Origin of the sequence: Variovorax sp. VRV01, assembly GCF_014852545.1 — a bacterium.
In the GTDB taxonomy this organism is placed as follows: domain Bacteria; phylum Pseudomonadota; class Gammaproteobacteria; order Burkholderiales; family Burkholderiaceae_C; genus Variovorax; species Variovorax beijingensis_A.
The window spans coordinates 81220-95482 of record NZ_JACVBS010000004.1 but is presented as its reverse complement, the minus strand read 5'-3'; the positions used below and the strand labels follow the sequence as shown (position 1 = coordinate 95482).

General features: G+C 67.4%; 15 protein-coding genes. 2 read left to right on the top strand and 13 right to left on the bottom strand.

What is annotated here, in order from left to right:
• Positions 1 to 35: 35 nt before the first annotated feature.
• Entirely contained in the window at positions 36 to 1442 is a 1407-nt protein-coding gene (locus IB278_RS08795) for a GAD-like domain-containing protein (protein WP_192323236.1), read from the top strand.
• Positions 1443 to 1492: 50 nt separating this feature from the next.
• On the opposite strand, the gene IB278_RS08790 is transcribed toward IB278_RS08795, so the two are convergent.
• From IB278_RS08790 to IB278_RS08730, 13 genes are all read right to left on the bottom strand, one after another.
• The gene (locus IB278_RS08790; RefSeq protein ID WP_192323235.1) at positions 1493 to 2485 is read right to left on the bottom strand and encodes a VWA domain-containing protein; all 993 of its coding nucleotides are present in this window, start codon (positions 2483 to 2485) and stop codon (positions 1493 to 1495) included.
• Entirely contained in the window at positions 2482 to 3033 is a 552-nt protein-coding gene (locus tag IB278_RS08785) for an MxaK protein (protein WP_192323234.1), read from the bottom strand. Before IB278_RS08785 ends, IB278_RS08790 begins: the two co-directional genes overlap by 4 nt.
• The gene (locus IB278_RS08780; RefSeq protein ID WP_145745073.1) at positions 3030 to 4037 is read right to left on the bottom strand and encodes a vWA domain-containing protein; all 1008 of its coding nucleotides are present in this window, start codon (positions 4035 to 4037) and stop codon (positions 3030 to 3032) included. Before IB278_RS08780 ends, IB278_RS08785 begins: the two co-directional genes overlap by 4 nt.
• Positions 4038 to 4052: 15 nt before the next feature.
• Positions 4053 to 4973, bottom strand: a complete 921-nt coding sequence (locus tag IB278_RS08775; protein WP_145745075.1) for a calcium incorporation protein MxaA — start codon at positions 4971 to 4973, stop codon at positions 4053 to 4055.
• Positions 4970 to 5845: a DUF58 domain-containing protein gene (locus tag IB278_RS08770; protein ID WP_192323233.1), complete on the bottom strand. Its 876-nt coding sequence runs from the start codon at positions 5843 to 5845 to the stop codon at positions 4970 to 4972. The genes IB278_RS08775 and IB278_RS08770 overlap by 4 nt, the downstream gene beginning before the upstream one ends.
• A 152-nt stretch (positions 5846 to 5997) precedes the next feature.
• Positions 5998 to 7017, bottom strand: a complete 1020-nt coding sequence (locus IB278_RS08765) for an AAA family ATPase (RefSeq protein WP_192323232.1) — start codon at positions 7015 to 7017, stop codon at positions 5998 to 6000.
• Between the two features lie 22 nt (positions 7018 to 7039).
• Positions 7040 to 7585, bottom strand: coding sequence for an SRPBCC family protein (locus IB278_RS08760; protein ID WP_192323231.1), 546 nt, complete (start codon positions 7583 to 7585; stop codon positions 7040 to 7042).
• Between the two features lie 51 nt (positions 7586 to 7636).
• A complete protein-coding gene (locus IB278_RS08755; RefSeq protein ID WP_192323230.1) occupies positions 7637 to 8620 on the bottom strand; it encodes a cytochrome D1 domain-containing protein in 984 nt (327 codons plus the stop codon).
• Between the two features lie 26 nt (positions 8621 to 8646).
• The gene (locus IB278_RS08750) at positions 8647 to 9021 is read right to left on the bottom strand and encodes a hypothetical protein (protein WP_225612820.1); all 375 of its coding nucleotides are present in this window, start codon (positions 9019 to 9021) and stop codon (positions 8647 to 8649) included.
• A gap of 38 nt (positions 9022 to 9059) precedes the next feature.
• Positions 9060 to 9743, bottom strand: coding sequence for a hypothetical protein (locus tag IB278_RS08745; protein ID WP_145745084.1), 684 nt, complete (start codon positions 9741 to 9743; stop codon positions 9060 to 9062).
• 15 nt (positions 9744 to 9758) lie between these two features.
• On the bottom strand, positions 9759 to 10649 hold the full coding sequence (locus IB278_RS08740) for a substrate-binding domain-containing protein (RefSeq protein ID WP_192323229.1): 891 nt from the start codon (positions 10647 to 10649) through the stop codon (positions 9759 to 9761).
• Positions 10646 to 11050 (bottom strand): c-type cytochrome, encoded by a 405-nt coding sequence (locus IB278_RS08735; RefSeq protein WP_012748141.1) that lies wholly within the window; start codon positions 11048 to 11050, stop codon positions 10646 to 10648. The genes IB278_RS08740 and IB278_RS08735 overlap by 4 nt, the downstream gene beginning before the upstream one ends.
• 115 nt (positions 11051 to 11165) lie before the next feature.
• The gene (locus tag IB278_RS08730) at positions 11166 to 12938 is read right to left on the bottom strand and encodes a methanol/ethanol family PQQ-dependent dehydrogenase (protein WP_370878909.1); all 1773 of its coding nucleotides are present in this window, start codon (positions 12936 to 12938) and stop codon (positions 11166 to 11168) included.
• Between the two features lie 576 nt (positions 12939 to 13514).
• On the opposite strand from IB278_RS08730, the gene IB278_RS08725 reads away from it, so the two are divergent.
• Positions 13515 to 14228 (top strand): ABC transporter ATP-binding protein, encoded by a 714-nt coding sequence (locus IB278_RS08725; protein WP_192323228.1) that lies wholly within the window; start codon positions 13515 to 13517, stop codon positions 14226 to 14228.
• Positions 14229 to 14263 lie beyond the last annotated feature (35 nt).

The window sequence follows — 14263 nt, the reverse complement described above, 5'->3', positions numbered from 1 at the left end:
TGCGAAATTCAACCCTGTTTCCGAAATCGAAATCCATGTTCGGCCGAATCAAGCTCCATCCATTCATCAAGGCGAACCCTCCGCACGCAGGCTGCACACCGGCGGCGAAGACACTGTTGGACAGGTACGAGGGGCAGTTGCCTGCCGCGCTGCTCGAGTTGTGGCGCAAGCACGGCCTCGGGCTCTACGGCCGCCGGCAGATCTGCCTGATCGATCCGCAGGCGTGGCAATCCACGCTCGATCGATGGATCGTTTCGCCACCCAGCGCCACCTTGCGCGTGCCCATTGCGCTGACGCCGTTCGGCACGCTTCTTTTCTACCGAAAGCTCACGGCCGTGGACGAGGACGTTGCGGCGCTGAACCCCGTGACCCGCAGCATCAGCATCCTGACCTGGGACCTGGCGGATCTGTTCAACAACGTTCTGAGCGACCCGCGCCAAGCCGATGAATTCATCCAGCCGGCCATGCTCGAAACCGCGCAGCAGCAAGCAGGCACGCTATCGTCCGGCGAGGCGTATCACGTCGATCCCATGCTGCTGTCCATGCAGATGCTGAAGATTGCCAGGACGGATGCGCTCGCGCTTCACCAGAAGCTTCGCGCACAGGTCGATCACGAGCAGGCGCCGCCCGCGCCGCCGCCGGGCACCATCCGCGCAGCCTTGCCCGCCGGATATCGCGAGGCGTTCAAGGACCTGGAAAGACAAGATGGCCATCCGAGCGGGCTTTATCTTTCCACCTATATCGATTGGCGCCGGCTGGTCGCCCTTCACGCGGATGGCAACTATCAGCTGCTCTTCTGGAGGAACGATCACAAGACGGGTGAAGCATCGGGCATACGGCATTACGACGGGCGGTATCGGACGCTCGAAACCGATGAGGGCGACTGCCTGCTGCAACTCGACCTGGTGCTGACCGGCAAGTCGCTGGGCAGCGATGCCAGCGATGACGGCTTGTACCTGATGCGCAGCGGTGGACAGCCGCTGCTGTTGCAGGCTGCCCGCCTCGAGGACATGGCAACGGCCATCGGCGGGCGTTCGACCATGGGCAGCTCCGAACACTACTTCCGGCCCGTGCGGCTGGACGATCCCTTTCCTGCCGAGAACTCCGGTGGCATGGAGGCCCCACCTTTCGAGGACCTGCCGTCCGCGCTGCAGGCTCTGGTGCACCGCAAGCCTCTCCGGGCCACGATCGTCGAGGTCGACGCCCACAGCGACCCCGAAGATTCCACCGTGATGGTCTGGGTGGATCTGGGAAGCAACGACGGGCTGCGCAAGAACATGCCGCTCATGTCGCCCAAGGACAGCCCGCGCGCGCTCTACGGCTGGGTATGGCAGATGGATCCGAAGCGTTGCGGCGTCGGCATCAAGGTGCGGCGTGACGCGGCAGGCGCCGTGGTCAACGGCCCTGAGACGGGCGACGTCCTTGTGAGCCGGGCGGATTGAGTCCACCGGCGACAGCGCGAACCCGCGTTGCAGACCGAATTTCGCGAGACCTACCAGTCGACCTGAGGCCACCGTGGCATTGCCGGCCGAGCCGGAGCCGGCATCCGCCGTGGCCGCCAGTCCCGCATCAGGCCGAGCTCCGGCGCGAACCGCCATGCCAGCAGCGCCAGCGCGAGCAGCGCGGGAATCCACCGCAGGTCCGTATCCGCCGGCAGATATTGCGCGTAGCGGCGGTCCAGCATGGCCGTCTTCAGGGCCTCGGGCGTGTTCAGGCGCCGGTAGTTCACGCCGACCAGCTCGGCCAGCGCGCGCAGATGGTCCTGCCGCAGCTCGGAAAGATGTTCGTGGTTGAGCGCGCTGCCGATCGCCGAGCCCTGCACCACCTCGTCGGCCCGCCAGTAGCCGGCGGGCTCGCCGTTGCTGCCGGTCTTGGGAATCGGCACCGGCACGTCGCCGCCCACGCCGATCAGCCAACCCTGGACTTCGCCGGGCTTGATGTCCGTCATCGGCGGTGTCTCGTTGATGCGCAGCGGCGGCGATTCCTGCCCGTCGCTGATGAAGACGAAGTGGGTATCGGGCCCCACGCTGCGCGCGCCGCGCACGGCCCAGGTCACGCCTTTGCTCACGTTGCTCGCATTGGCCCAGCGCATGCGGCCGTCGATGCGCTCGAGCGAGGCCAGCAGTTCCTCATAGTGGCTGCAGACCTCGACCGGCGAGAGGATCACGAGCGAGCGGTAGTCCGCGAAGACGCTCCAGCCCACCTTGGAGCCGCAGGGCAGTGCACCGAGCACCTCGCGCATGGCGGCGCGCGCGAGCGTGAGGCGGCTGACCGCCGTGTGGTCGAGTTCCACGTCCTCGACGTTCATGCTCTGCGTGATGTCGAAGCTGACCTGCCAGTTGAACACCGGGCGCTGTAGCTGCACGCGCGGCGGCCAGACCGCGAGCGCCAGCAGCAGCAGGGCCAGCACCAGCGGCCAGCTGCCGGTGCCGCCGCCGATGCGCCGCCAGGCGATGCGCCACTGTTGCCGCAGCGGCGGTTTCACGGCAGGTCTCCGGCGACGAAGCCCGGCACCCGGACCCGGCGCTGCTCGTGCGCCGGCTGCTGCTCGGCGGAGAAGGCTTCCTGGTCCTCGGGCGCGAGCCGCAGCGCGCGCTCCAGGTTGTAGCGCGCGTCCCAGTCCTCGGGCGCGGCGCGCAGCAGGTCGCGCAGCCGCTGCTTGCCGAGTTCGAACAGCGGCAGCGCGCCGGCCTCCTGCGCCATGCCCTGGCGCAGGTACATGTTGCCGAGGTCGAACAGCGCCTGCTGCGCGACCGGGTCGCGCTCGCCGGCCTGGATCAGGCTCGCATAGCCCTTGAGCGCGGCATCGTGCGCGCCGGCTTTCGAGAGGGCCAGCGCCTGGGCCAGTTGCAGTTCGCGCGGGGCCGAGATCGGCGCCGTCGTCGCGTCCTTGCCGACCGGCGTGGCGGCGATGCGGGCGATCTCGGCATTCAGGCCCATGGTGTGGCGCAGCCGCAGCCCACGCTCCAGTGCCACGCCCACGCAGCACAGGCTCAGCATGCCGAAGACCAGGTGAATCGTGCGTCGCTTCATGAAGCGCTTTCTTTCCGCCAGCTCTGCAGCTGCACGGCGCGGCAGGCGAGCAGGCCTGCGCAGCACAGCATCGCTGCCAGGTAGAACGCGGCGCCGTGGTCGCGCCGCGGGACCCGCTCATGAATGGTGAGCGGAAAATTCTGCTGCCGGTCGATCTCGGCCATGGCGGCGGCCATGGCATTGGAGTCGTCGACCTGGTAGAGCCGGTAGGGCGTGCTCAGCGTCTTGAAGAACTGGTGCAGCGCCAGTTCCTCGCCGAGGCCGTAGGCTGAAACCGTCTCGGTGTTGAGGTTGGGCGAGTTGGGGCCGCTGCGCACGTAGATCCAGTACAGGCCGATCTTCTCGCGCGCAAGGCCGACGTGGATGCGCTGCCGCGTCGGCTCGTCGAGCTGGGCGCCGCCGTCCGAAACGATCAGGATCACGCGGCTGCCCGAATAGCTGCGGCCTTCGAATTCCTCGATGGCCGCGAGCAGCGCCACGCCCATGCGGGTTTCGGGCAGGCCGCGGCCGATGGCGGTGGCGGCAAGCGCGGCCTGCACCGTGTCGGTCTTCTGCGTGAACGGCACCACCGCGATAGGCACCGTGCTGAAGGTCATGAAGGCAAAGCGGTTGTCGGGCCGCTTGGCGACGAATTCGCTCAGCAGGTCGCGCACGACCTTGGCCTTGGGCTCCTGTGACATGCGGCCCGCGGTCTGCAGGCCGTTGGTGTGCACCGTCGCATCCATGCTGCTGCTGCGGTCCATCAGGATCAGCACCTCGGCGCCGCGCCCGGCGCGCTCGACCACGGCGCCCGACTGCCCCGGCCCCGCGAGCCCGAGCACCGTGAAAGCCATGGCGCCGACCGCGAACGCGCGCCACAGAAAGCCGACCAGGCGCCCGACGCGGTCGGCCGGCAGCCAGCCCACATACGAGAAGCCCAGCGTGTCGCTTCGCTTGCGCAGCAACGGCAGCAGCGCAAGCGGCAGCAGCACGAGCATCCAGGGCTGGGCGAGGTCGAAGCGCATGGCTCTGTCTGCCGGTCAGTGCCGGTGGCGCTTTTCCGCATTGCGCAGCGCGCGGCACAGCGGCTTGAGCGGGTAGGCGGCCTGGGGCTGCGCCGGCGCGGCGGCGCTTTCGGCGAAGAAGAAGCGCCGGGTCGATTCGCGGTAGAAATCTTCCAGCCGCGGCTGCAGCGGGCGCAGGTAGGGTGCATCGGCCAGCAGCTGCGGCAGGCTGGCGCCGTGCACGACACGGCCGGCGCTCCGGTTGAGCGCGCGGTGCAGCACGCGCCATGCCTCGGGGCTTGCCGGGTCATCGATGCGCTTGAGCTCGCGCCAGGCATGCGCGAACGGCAGCTGCTGTGCCTCGCGCATGTTGCGCCAGGCCCACCAGGCGAGCCAGGCCAGCAGCACCGCGAGCAGCGCCAGGAGCGAGAGCTTCAGATGCTGTTCGATGGCGTAGGTCGGAAGCGCCGCGACCGGCCGGTCCGGCCGCAGCGGCTGCAGGTCGCCCTGGCCGAAGGTTTCCGCCGGCGCCAGCGGCCCGATGCTGACCGGCCAGGCGGGCAAGGCGAGCGCAGGGCCCGCGACGGTGGCGATCGTCAGGGCCGGCAGCGAGATGGCGGTCAGCGCGCGCGGCGCATTGATGAGCTGGTACTCGATGGCGAGCCAGCGCCTGCCCTGTGCATCGGTCTCGATGCGCGATGGCCTGCGTTCGAGCCAGAGATCGATGCGCGCCGCGGCGGGCAACGCACCGGGCTCGAGCGGCCGGCCTTGGTGCTCGAGCAGCACGCGCTGCGTGAGCAGGTCGCCGAGCACGTGGCCGAAGCTGCGCGGCTGCTCGATGGTGGCCGCAGCGGCTGGCGTGGCGGGATCGGCGGCGCGCGCAAAACCGGCGGGCACGGCGGTCAGAAGCAGCGCCAATGCCAGCGCCGCGGGATGAACGAGGTTCGTTGCGCTCATGCCGCCGTCTCCAGGAAATAGCGCGTGAGCGCTTCGGCGTCGAAGCGGCCCTGCAGGTGAAAGGGCGGCATGCCGTGCGCATTGAACAGCGCGCTGAGTTCGGCGCGGCGCGCCGCGACCGATTCGCGCCACCGCGTGCGCAGCGAATCGCGCATCCACAGGCTGCGCCGCGCGCCGGTTTCGGCGTCGCGCAGGGCGACCAGCGCGCGGGCCTCGGGCGGTTCGACCTCGGCCGGGTCCCAGACCACCAGCGGAACGACGCACGCCGGAGAGAACTGTTCGAGCAGCTCACCCAGCGCGGCGATCGGCCAGTGAAAGTCGGACGCGAGAAACACCAGTCCGCCGCGGCCCACCAGGCGTTCGGTGGCGCGGCGCAAGCCTGCCAGCGCGCTGCCGTCGGTGGGCGCCGGGCCCGCGGCAGCTTGGCAGTCGCGCAGCATCGTCGCCATCAGGCTGCCGTTGCCGCGGCTGTGGCGCGCCGGCACGAAGAGGTCCTGGCGCTCGCGCTGGTCGAAGGCCAGCAGGCCGACCGTGTCGCCGGCGCGAAAGGCGCTGTAGCCCAGCGCCTCGACCAGGTCGGCCACCACGTCGAGCTTGCGGCGCTCGGCGCCGAAATGCATCGAGGCCGACACGTCGACCACCACGTGCACCGGAATCGCCACGCGTAGCCGATGGATGCGCACCAGCCAGTCGCCGCGGCCTTCGCGCACGCTCGCGCGCAGGTCGATGCGGCGCGGGTCGGGATGGTCGAACAGCCGCCGGTGCGCAGCGAATTCCTGTCCGCTGCCCTGGCTCAGCCCGCGCTGCGCACCCGGGCGCCAGCCGCCGAAGCGGCGCGGCAGCTGGTAGTGGAATTCGTCGACCCTCTGCATGGTGTCAACAGGCCTTGGCGTTCCGCCGGTTGGCCCCGAGGAAGGCCTGCGTGTCCCACAGACGCGTGCACCCGCGGAACCGGCTTTGCCGGGCCGCTGGGTGCGCCCCCCAGTGGGGGGAGGCGCCGAAGGCGCTTCGGGGGGCGTTCATCTTATGGGGCGGCGATCTTGTCCATGATTTGCATCACCAGTGCTTCCGACAACTCTGCGCGGCGCAGTTCGTAGACCGGCGTGAAGAAGACGCGGTGCCCGAGCACCGGGGGCAGCACCGCCGCAAGGTCGGCAGGCTCCAGGTGCGAGCGGCCCTCAAGCCAGGCCACGGTGCGCGCCGCGCGCAGCAGCGCGCTCATGCCGCGCGGGCTGGCGCCGGCCAGGATCAGGCGGTCCATGTCCACGCCATCGAGCCGGATGCCGAACTTCTGCGGTGCTTCGGTGGCCTCCCACACGTCGAGCACATAGCGCTCGATGGTCTCGCTGGCGCGCACGCTGCGCTGCACCTGCGCGCCGATGGCGTTGAGCCGGTCCCAGGGCAGGATGGCCGGCGCCACCTTGTCGATCAGGCTTTCGGTGTCGTGGTAGGCGGTGTTGAACACCAGCGACTGGCGGATGCCGCGGTCGGCCGGCTTGGGCATGTTCAACTCGAACATGAAGCGGTCGCGTGCCGCCGAAGCCAGTTCGAAGGTCTCTTCGCGCTCGACCTTGTTGCGGTCGGCGAACACCGTCATGTGCGGAAAGCTGTACTCGCGGTCGAAGGCCGACACCGTGCGCTCGGCCATCGCGCGCAAGAGCAGCGACTGCACCTGCGGCCGGGCCCGGTTGATCTCGTTGAAGAAGAAGGTGACCAGGCGCTCGCCGTGGCGCAGCAGCGGCCCCGGGTCGATGCGCGGGCGGCCTTCGGCGTCCACGTAGGTGTGATAGACCAGGTCGCCGGGCATCAGGTCGACCGTGCCCTCGACGCGCTCGAAATCGCCGCCGATGGCGCGCGAGAAGGCACGCAGCACCGTGGTCTTGCCGACGCCCACGTCGCCTTCGAGCAGCACATGGCCACGCGCGAACAGCGCCACGTTGATGAGGCGAATCGTTTCGGCCTGGCCGATCACCGCTTTCGCGACTTCGCTTTCGACGCGCAGCGCGAGGCGGCGCCAGTCTTCGAGTTGTTCTTCGGTGCCCATGGTGGTGTCCGGTGCCCCGGGGCTACTTCGACTCCATCATCTTCTTCAGGTGGGCGAGCCCGTCGCGGTAGACGCCGGTCACGGCCTTGATGGCGGCTTCGTCGTTCTTGTCCGGCGGCGGATCGTTGTTGGGATAGCCGCGGTAGAAGGCGCCGCGCCATTCGACGACGGACTTGCCGCCGTCGGCCACCACCGAGAGCACGGAGGTGTAGTTGGTGACCGGCAGTGCGCCGCCATCCTTGGCGCGGTAGTTGTATTTCATCTTCGCGTCGTCGTAGCCCTCGAGCGTCTCGACCAGCGTGCCGCCGGCCTTGAGCTTGACGGTGCGCACCGAGCCTTCGGTATTGCCCTTGTCGGCCGGGCTGTCGGCCACGGCCGGATGCCAGTCCTTCAGCGCGTTGAAGTTCTTGATCCTGGCCCAGACGGCATCGACCGGTGCCTCGATGGTGACTTTCTCGCTCACCTTCTGGCGCGTCGGCCCGTGGGCCTGGCTCGGGGCCGATGCGGCAAGCAGGAACGATGCGAGAAGAACGGACAGCGCCCGTCGGCCGGAGGGATGTGTCAGCATGGAAATATCCGTGATGAGGTGAGAAGAAAAAAGGTCGTTCCGAAAAAAAGGTCAGGGCTCCATCGGCGTGCCGATGAAGGCGCCGAAGCCGCGGCTGTTCTGCCCCGTGGCGATGGTCTTGAGCTTCTGTCCGCTCGCGGCGTCCAGCACCTGCACGTTGTCGTCCATCCAGTTCACGACGTAGACGCGGCCGCCGTGCGCGGCAATGCCTTCGGGGTAGGCAAAGCCGGGGAGGGTGCGCAGCAGCTTCAGCGAGGCGGCTTCGATCACGCTGACCGAGTCTTCGTGCTGGTTGGTCACGTAGAGCAGCGCGCCGCCCTCGGCCAGCGCCGCGCCGTAGGGCGCCTTGCCGGCCTTCACGGTGGCAATGACGGCTGGGCGGCGGATGTCGCGCATGTCCACCACCGAGATGTCGTTGCTCTGCACGTTGAGCGCGTAGAGGCGCGAGCGCGGCGCGTCGTAGAGCAGCGCGAACGGATGGCTGCCGACGCGCACGCGCGCCAGCACGCGCTGCGCGGCAGTGTCGACCACGGCCACGCTGTCGTCATCGCGCTCGGCCACGAAAACGGTGGCGCCGCCTGGATGTGCGGCCACGCCGGCAGGCGCGCGGCCGACCGCGATCGAGGCCAGCGGCTTCGCTGCCCCGGTGGCTTGTGCGTCGAGCACCAGCAGCCGGCGGCTGTACCAGTCGGCCACGTACAGGCGCCGGCCGTCGGGAGAGATGTCGATGCCCACCGGCCCGTCGCCGGCCGGCAGCGTGTTCACGACCTTCTGCTGGCGCATGTCGATGACCGAGATGGTCTTGCTGTCGGGGTTGGAGACGAAGGCCCGGCCCGCGCGGCTCGATGCCACCACGCCGGCCGGCGAGCGGCCCACCGGCACCGTGGCCACCACCTGCTGCGAGGCGAGGTCGATCACCGACACGTCGTGGCTGCCCTGGTTGGTGATGTAGGCGAACGGCGCAGCCCAGGCCGAAGTGCACAGCAGCAGCAGGGAGGCAACCCCGGCGTGCACAGGTGTCGCGATACCCGTCATGGCGATCGACCGGCCCGGGACGCGGCTCAGCGCGCGGTCGGCGGGCCGATGAAGCAGCCCTTGTTGGCCTTGGCCTGCAGCGCCTTGTATCGCTTGATGTCGGCCTGCAGCTTTTCCGAGTCGCGGATGTAGCCGCCGCGCTCGCCGCCGATGGTGGTGGCCTTGGCGGCGGTGCTCAGGTCCACGTATTCCGAATACCTGATCTCCCTGGCCAGTGCGTCGACCGCGCAGGAGCACTTGCTGGCCATTTCGAAGTGGCCCGCATCGGGGTGGGCCGCGATGCATTCCTGCACGTACAGCACGCGGTCCAGCGTGGGAAAGTCGTTGTTGGCATGCGTCGCGCCATGCACGGCCATCGGCAGGCCGAGAAGACAAAGAAGAAGTCGGACTGTTTTGTTCATGGCGTTCGCTGGAAGAATTTCGTGAGCGGCAACAGGCGCTAGCGCGCCGGCGCCTTGGCTCCGTCGATCAGGAGCTCCTCGACCATGAGGGGCTGGGCCGCGGCGCTGTCGCCCGGAATGGAGGTGCGAATGCCGTAGACGCCGCCCGGCACCGCGTCGGACAGCGTGAAGCGGTAGGTCTTGGTCGCGAACTTTTCGTACTTCGGCCGGTTCGGGTCGTCCAGGAAGGGGCTGAAGACGATTTCCTTGCCCTTGATGGCGCGGCCCTGGTAGCGCAGCGACACGTCGCGCACTTCGGCGTCCTGGTAGATCCCCATGCGGATGCGCTTGCGGAAGTGGTATTCGGAGCCGCGCGTGAGGCGCTTCATCTCGCGCACGTCGTGCTCCAGGAAATAGAGGATCACGGGATTGCCTTCGGCGGCCGGCACGTCGGGCACCGGGAGCTTGTGCGCACCGCTCAGGAACACGCCCTTGGCGTCGCAGCAGCGGCCGTCTTCCTTGGCGCTCAGGGACACGGTCACGCTGTCGGCAAACGCCTCCTCGAAGCTGCCGGTCTTGCCGAAGGTGTAGCGCAGCAGCATGGGCGCCTGCAGGTCCTTGAGCTGCGGGGTCATGAACAGCAGGCGTTCGGCGGGCGAGAAGTCGCGCTTGTCGGGCTCGGCATGCGAGGCCGGGGGAGACAAGAGAAGAACGCAGAGCGAAGCGGCGATGGCGAAGCGCATGAGGAAAACGGCAACTCAGTTGGTGGGAACCCCGAACGATGCATCGACCAGCGGCACGCCGAACTCCTTGAGGATGGCCTGGATCTCGGGTGCCTTGGACTCGATCAGTCCTTCGACCTGCTGCTTCCATTCGCGCTCGCCGTAGCGCACGCCCATGGCCATCTGGTAATCGAGGCGCACGCCCTTCTCGGACTTGAGCGGCACCACGACGAGGGCCGGGTTCTTGACGCGCCGCGCAAAGTAGCCCGCGATCGGGCCCCAGACCACCACGGCGTCGAGCTTGCCTTCGGCCAGGTCCTTCTCGACGATCTCGCCCGGGTACTGCGCGGGGTCGGCGCTCATGAGCTTGTAAGGCACACCCTGCTCCAGCAGGCCGTGCTTGTTGAGCCATTGCGAAGCCGGCGAGCGGTCGTAGATGCCGATGCGCAGCGACTTGAGCTTGGCCGGGTCGAGCTTGAGGAAGTCTTCCGCCGAGGCCACGTTGTCCATGCCCTTGCCCTTGGGAAAGACCAGCGCGTAGGTCGAGCGGTAGTAGGGCTTGGTGACCGAGACTTCGTCGAGGCCGACGGGCACGCCCATCACGATGTCGCAGGGGTAGTCCTGCCCCGGCAGCTTGAAGCGCAGCGTGTTGCGGAAGAAGGCCAGCCGCTGCGGGAACGAGTAGTAGGTGACCGGCAGGCCGAGCGCCTTGCCGAACAGCTCGGCGATGCGGTTCTCGATGCCTTCTGCCTTGGTGTTGGAGAAGGGCATGTTGTTGGGATCCTGGCAGACGCGCAGCGCCTTGCGCGGCGGTGTTTCCTGGGCCAGCGCCGGCACCAGCGCGCAGCAGCAGGCTGCGCCCAGGAGGCCCGCCCGCAGGCGGGCGCCGATGGAAAGCGGCTTGGCAGCAGGCTGCCGCGTCGTCATTTGTTTTCTTCCACTCGGGCGCGGGTGATGGCGCCGTCGGACCGGCCCTTGAGGTAGGCGTAGAGCTGGTTGATGTTCTCCATCACCGCCGGGTTGTTGCCGAAGCTCTGCATGCCCTTGTCGAGCCTGCCGTCGCGCACGGTCTTGATGAAGTCTTCCTTCTTCATCGTCTTGAGGCTGTTGATGAGGGACGGTCCCACCATCCCTTCCTGGTTGGGTCCATGGCAGCGGTCGCAGGCCGCGGAGCGCCAGGTGCGGAAACCCTTCATGGTTTCGGGATCCACCTTGTAGCCGTCGGTGACCTTGTAGGGCGCGGGGTCTGGCGCGGCAATGGCCAGTGTGCAGGCCACGCCGGCGAGCAGGACGAGGGAAGGCAGCAACGTTGACTTACGAAATTTCATGGCTCCTGGGTCTCCGGGTATCTTTTGAAAGTGCGCGGGGGAGAGCCCTCGAGCGAGTGCTCTCCCGGTTCGCATGTTGCGTCCATCTGTCCGATGGCGCCTCGGTAGTAACGCTTCAGTTGGGCAGCGCGAAGACAGTCAGCGAGCCGCCGAGCTCGGTGTACTGGGCGAGGTCCTTGTAGCCGCCGACGGCGCCCAGGCCTTCGGTGCTCTTCTCGGGGTCGATGCCCGCAGCCATGCCGATGCCGGCCCAGCCGCCGATGCCCGAGAACACGCCGACGTACTGCTTGCCCTTGTGCTCATAGGTGAACACGTTGCCGATGATGCCGGACGGGGTCTTGAACTTGAACAGCTCCTTGTTGATGTCCTTGGCATCCACGCACTTCAGGTAGCCTTCCAGCGTGCCGTAGCAGGAGATCCCGCCCGCGGTGTTCAGCGAACCGCTCCACACCGAGAACTTCTCGGCCTTGGTCTGCACGATCTTGCCGGTGCCCGCATCCCAGGCGATGAAGTTGCCCATGCCGCCATGGCTGCCCGGCGTGGGGTACATCGAGAGCGTGGCGCCCACGTACGGCTGGCCTGCCGTGTACTCGACCTTGAACGGCTCGTAGTCCATGCAGACGTGGTTCGTCGGCACGTAGAAGAGCTTGGTGTTGGGGTCGTAGGAAGCCGGTTGCTGGTCCTTGCTGCCCAGTGCCGCCGGGCAGATGCCCTTGGTGTTGACATCGGCGCCGTTCTGCGCGGTCGAGTACTTGGCCACCACCTGCGGCCGGCCGGTCTTCATGTCGACGTGCGTGGCCCAGTTCACCTTGGGGTCGTACTTCTCGGCCACCAGCAGCGCGCCGGTCACACGGTCCAGCGTGTAGGCGAAGCCGTTGCGGTCGAAGTGCACCAGCGCCTTGGTCGGCTTGCCCTTGACGTTGATGTCCGCCAGGATCATTTCATTGATGCCGTCGAAGTCCCACTCGTCGAACGGCGTCATCTGGTAGACCCAGTTGACCTTGCCGGTGTCGACGTCGCGCGACCAGATGCTCATGGACCACTTGTTGTCGCCGGGCCGCTGCGAGGGGTTCCAGGTCGACGGGTTTCCGGTGCCGTAGTACACGGCATTGGTCGCCTTGTCGTAGCTGTACCAGCCCCAGGTGGTGCCGCCGCCGATCTTCCACTGGTCGCCCTTCCAGGTCTTCAGCGAAGAGTCCTTGCCCACGGGCGCCATCTTGCCGTCGGTCCAGGTCATGGTCTTGGCCGGGTCCATCAGCATTTCTTCGTCCGGGCCGGTGCTGTAGCCCTTCCAGGCCAGCTTGCCGTCCTTGATGTTGTAGGCTGCAAGGAAGCCGCGCACGCCGAACTCGCCGCCGCTGATGCCGGTGATGACCTTGTCCTTGAAGACGTGGGGTGCGTTGGTGTTGGTGGCACCGACCTTCGGATCGCCGTTCTTCACGGTCCACACCACCTTGCCGGTCTTGCTGTCGAGCGCCACCAGGGTGGTGTCGGCCTGTTGCAGGAAGACCTTTCCTTCCGCATAGGCGAGCCCGCGGTTCACCGTGTCGCAGCACATGACCGCGATCACCGACTGGTCCTGCTTGGGTTCGTACTTCCACAGGATCTTCTGGGTTTCCACGTCGAGCGCGAACACCTTGTTCGGGAACGGCGAGTGCAGGTACATGACGCCATCGACCACCAGGGGCGAACCCTCGTGGCCGCGCAGCACGCCGGTGGAGAAAGTCCACGCGACCTGCATCTTGCCCACGTTGCTCTTGGTGATCTGATTCAACTTGCTGTATCGCTGGTTGAACATATCGCCCGCTTGCGTGGCCCAGTTCTTGGAGTTGGCGATGTTTTTCTCGACGTCGGCATTGGCGAGCGCCAAGGCCGGAAGAGCCAACATCGCGACGCCGATATGCCGTACGAGACGGCCGGCGATCTGCCTGGAAAACTTCATAGATGTCTCCTCACATTTCAGTGGGTTTTGAACATGGTCATGGCGGCAGCCTGCGGATCTTTCGATCACCTTGGCGAATGCTGCGGTCCGCAACATCCATGCCTGCCAGTTCCAGCGTGGAGCACTTCGGCAGCCGGTGCGCGCTTCATGCGAAGACAGGTGGCGCCACTCGGAACAGGCGTGCGCGAGGCGGCCTTCGCGCAGTGCGCGGCGGCGTGCTGCAACGCGATCCGGACCTAGGGAAATCCCGGGCGTTCGGTGTGCCGGCCGGGGCCTCCCGCCACGCATTGCCGTAGCCCTGCATCATGTGCGCATCAAATTTGACGCAAAGTGTCTCGTGCGACGTGACGAATGTCGGGCGGCCATGGCTTGCAGCGGGCTGGCAGGCCTTCGCGCGAGCCAACGGACGGCGACGCATCACGGTGAAAACCCTCGAATTCCAGAGGCACGGAATTTGCGGCTCGAAGGCAAACGGCCCATACCATTGAGACACCCAAAGCCCGGCGAATCCCATCGATCTACATGCTGCGAACCATCGACTTAACCAAGCGCTATGGCACGCGCACGGCGCTGCAGTCGTTGTCGCTGCATCTGCCTGCGGGCCAGTTCGTGGCGCTGCTCGGACCCAACGGCGCGGGCAAGTCGACGCTGTTCCAGGTGCTCACGGGCATGTTCGCGGCCGACGAAGGCGAGGTCGAGGTGGCCGGCCATTCGCTGCGCCGTTCGGCGACTGCGGCGCTGCGGCACATCGGCGTCGTGTTCCAGCAGATGTCGCTCGACCTGGACCTGAGCATCCGGCGCAACCTGCTGTTCCAGGCCGACCTGCACGGCCTGCCGCGGCGGCTTGCGGCCGAGCGCATTGCGTCGGCCTGCGAGCGCCTGAACATCGACGCCGACCTCGACCGCAAGGTGCGCGAGCTGTCGGGCGGCAACCGGCGCAAGGTCGAGCTGGCGCGCGCAGGGCTGCACCGGCCTGCCGTGCTGCTGATGGACGAAGCCACCGTCGGGCTCGATCCCAGATCGCGCCAGGATCTGCTCGCGGCCCTGCATGCGGATGTGCGCGAGCGCGGCGTGTGCGTGCTGTGGGCCACGCACCGGGTCGAGGAGGCCGAGGAGGCCGACCGCGTGCTGGTGCTGCACAAGGGACAGCTGCTGGCGGACGGCACGCCGGCGCAGGTGGGCCAGAGCCTTGGCGGCGCCACGCTGGAGGCGGGCTTCATCGCACGCACCGCCTGAATCAAGAACTATCCGAGCCAAAAAGAATGGAGACA

Excerpts from the sequence above, each read along its gene's own strand:
- IB278_RS08795 (WP_192323236.1), top strand. The coding sequence starts at position 36 with ATGTTCGGCCGAATCAAGCTCCATCCATTCATCAAGGCGAACCCTCCG.
- IB278_RS08785 (WP_192323234.1), bottom strand. The coding sequence starts at position 3,033 with ATGAAGCGACGCACGATTCACCTGGTCTTCGGCATGCTGAGCCTGTGC.
- IB278_RS08780 (WP_145745073.1), bottom strand. The coding sequence starts at position 4,037 with ATGCGCTTCGACCTCGCCCAGCCCTGGATGCTCGTGCTGCTGCCGCTT.
- IB278_RS08775 (WP_145745075.1), bottom strand. The coding sequence starts at position 4,973 with ATGAGCGCAACGAACCTCGTTCATCCCGCGGCGCTGGCATTGGCGCTG.
- IB278_RS08770 (WP_192323233.1), bottom strand. The coding sequence starts at position 5,845 with ATGCAGAGGGTCGACGAATTCCACTACCAGCTGCCGCGCCGCTTCGGC.
- IB278_RS08765 (WP_192323232.1), bottom strand. The coding sequence starts at position 7,017 with ATGGGCACCGAAGAACAACTCGAAGACTGGCGCCGCCTCGCGCTGCGC.
- IB278_RS08760 (WP_192323231.1), bottom strand. The coding sequence starts at position 7,585 with ATGCTGACACATCCCTCCGGCCGACGGGCGCTGTCCGTTCTTCTCGCA.
- IB278_RS08755 (WP_192323230.1), bottom strand. The coding sequence starts at position 8,620 with ATGACGGGTATCGCGACACCTGTGCACGCCGGGGTTGCCTCCCTGCTG.
- IB278_RS08750 (WP_225612820.1), bottom strand. The coding sequence starts at position 9,021 with ATGAACAAAACAGTCCGACTTCTTCTTTGTCTTCTCGGCCTGCCGATG.
- IB278_RS08745 (WP_145745084.1), bottom strand. The coding sequence starts at position 9,743 with ATGCGCTTCGCCATCGCCGCTTCGCTCTGCGTTCTTCTCTTGTCTCCC.
- IB278_RS08740 (WP_192323229.1), bottom strand. The coding sequence starts at position 10,649 with ATGACGACGCGGCAGCCTGCTGCCAAGCCGCTTTCCATCGGCGCCCGC.
- IB278_RS08735 (WP_012748141.1), bottom strand. The coding sequence starts at position 11,050 with ATGAAATTTCGTAAGTCAACGTTGCTGCCTTCCCTCGTCCTGCTCGCC.
- IB278_RS08730 (WP_370878909.1), bottom strand. The coding sequence starts at position 12,938 with ATGTTGGCTCTTCCGGCCTTGGCGCTCGCCAATGCCGACGTCGAGAAA.
- IB278_RS08725 (WP_192323228.1), top strand. The coding sequence starts at position 13,515 with ATGCTGCGAACCATCGACTTAACCAAGCGCTATGGCACGCGCACGGCG.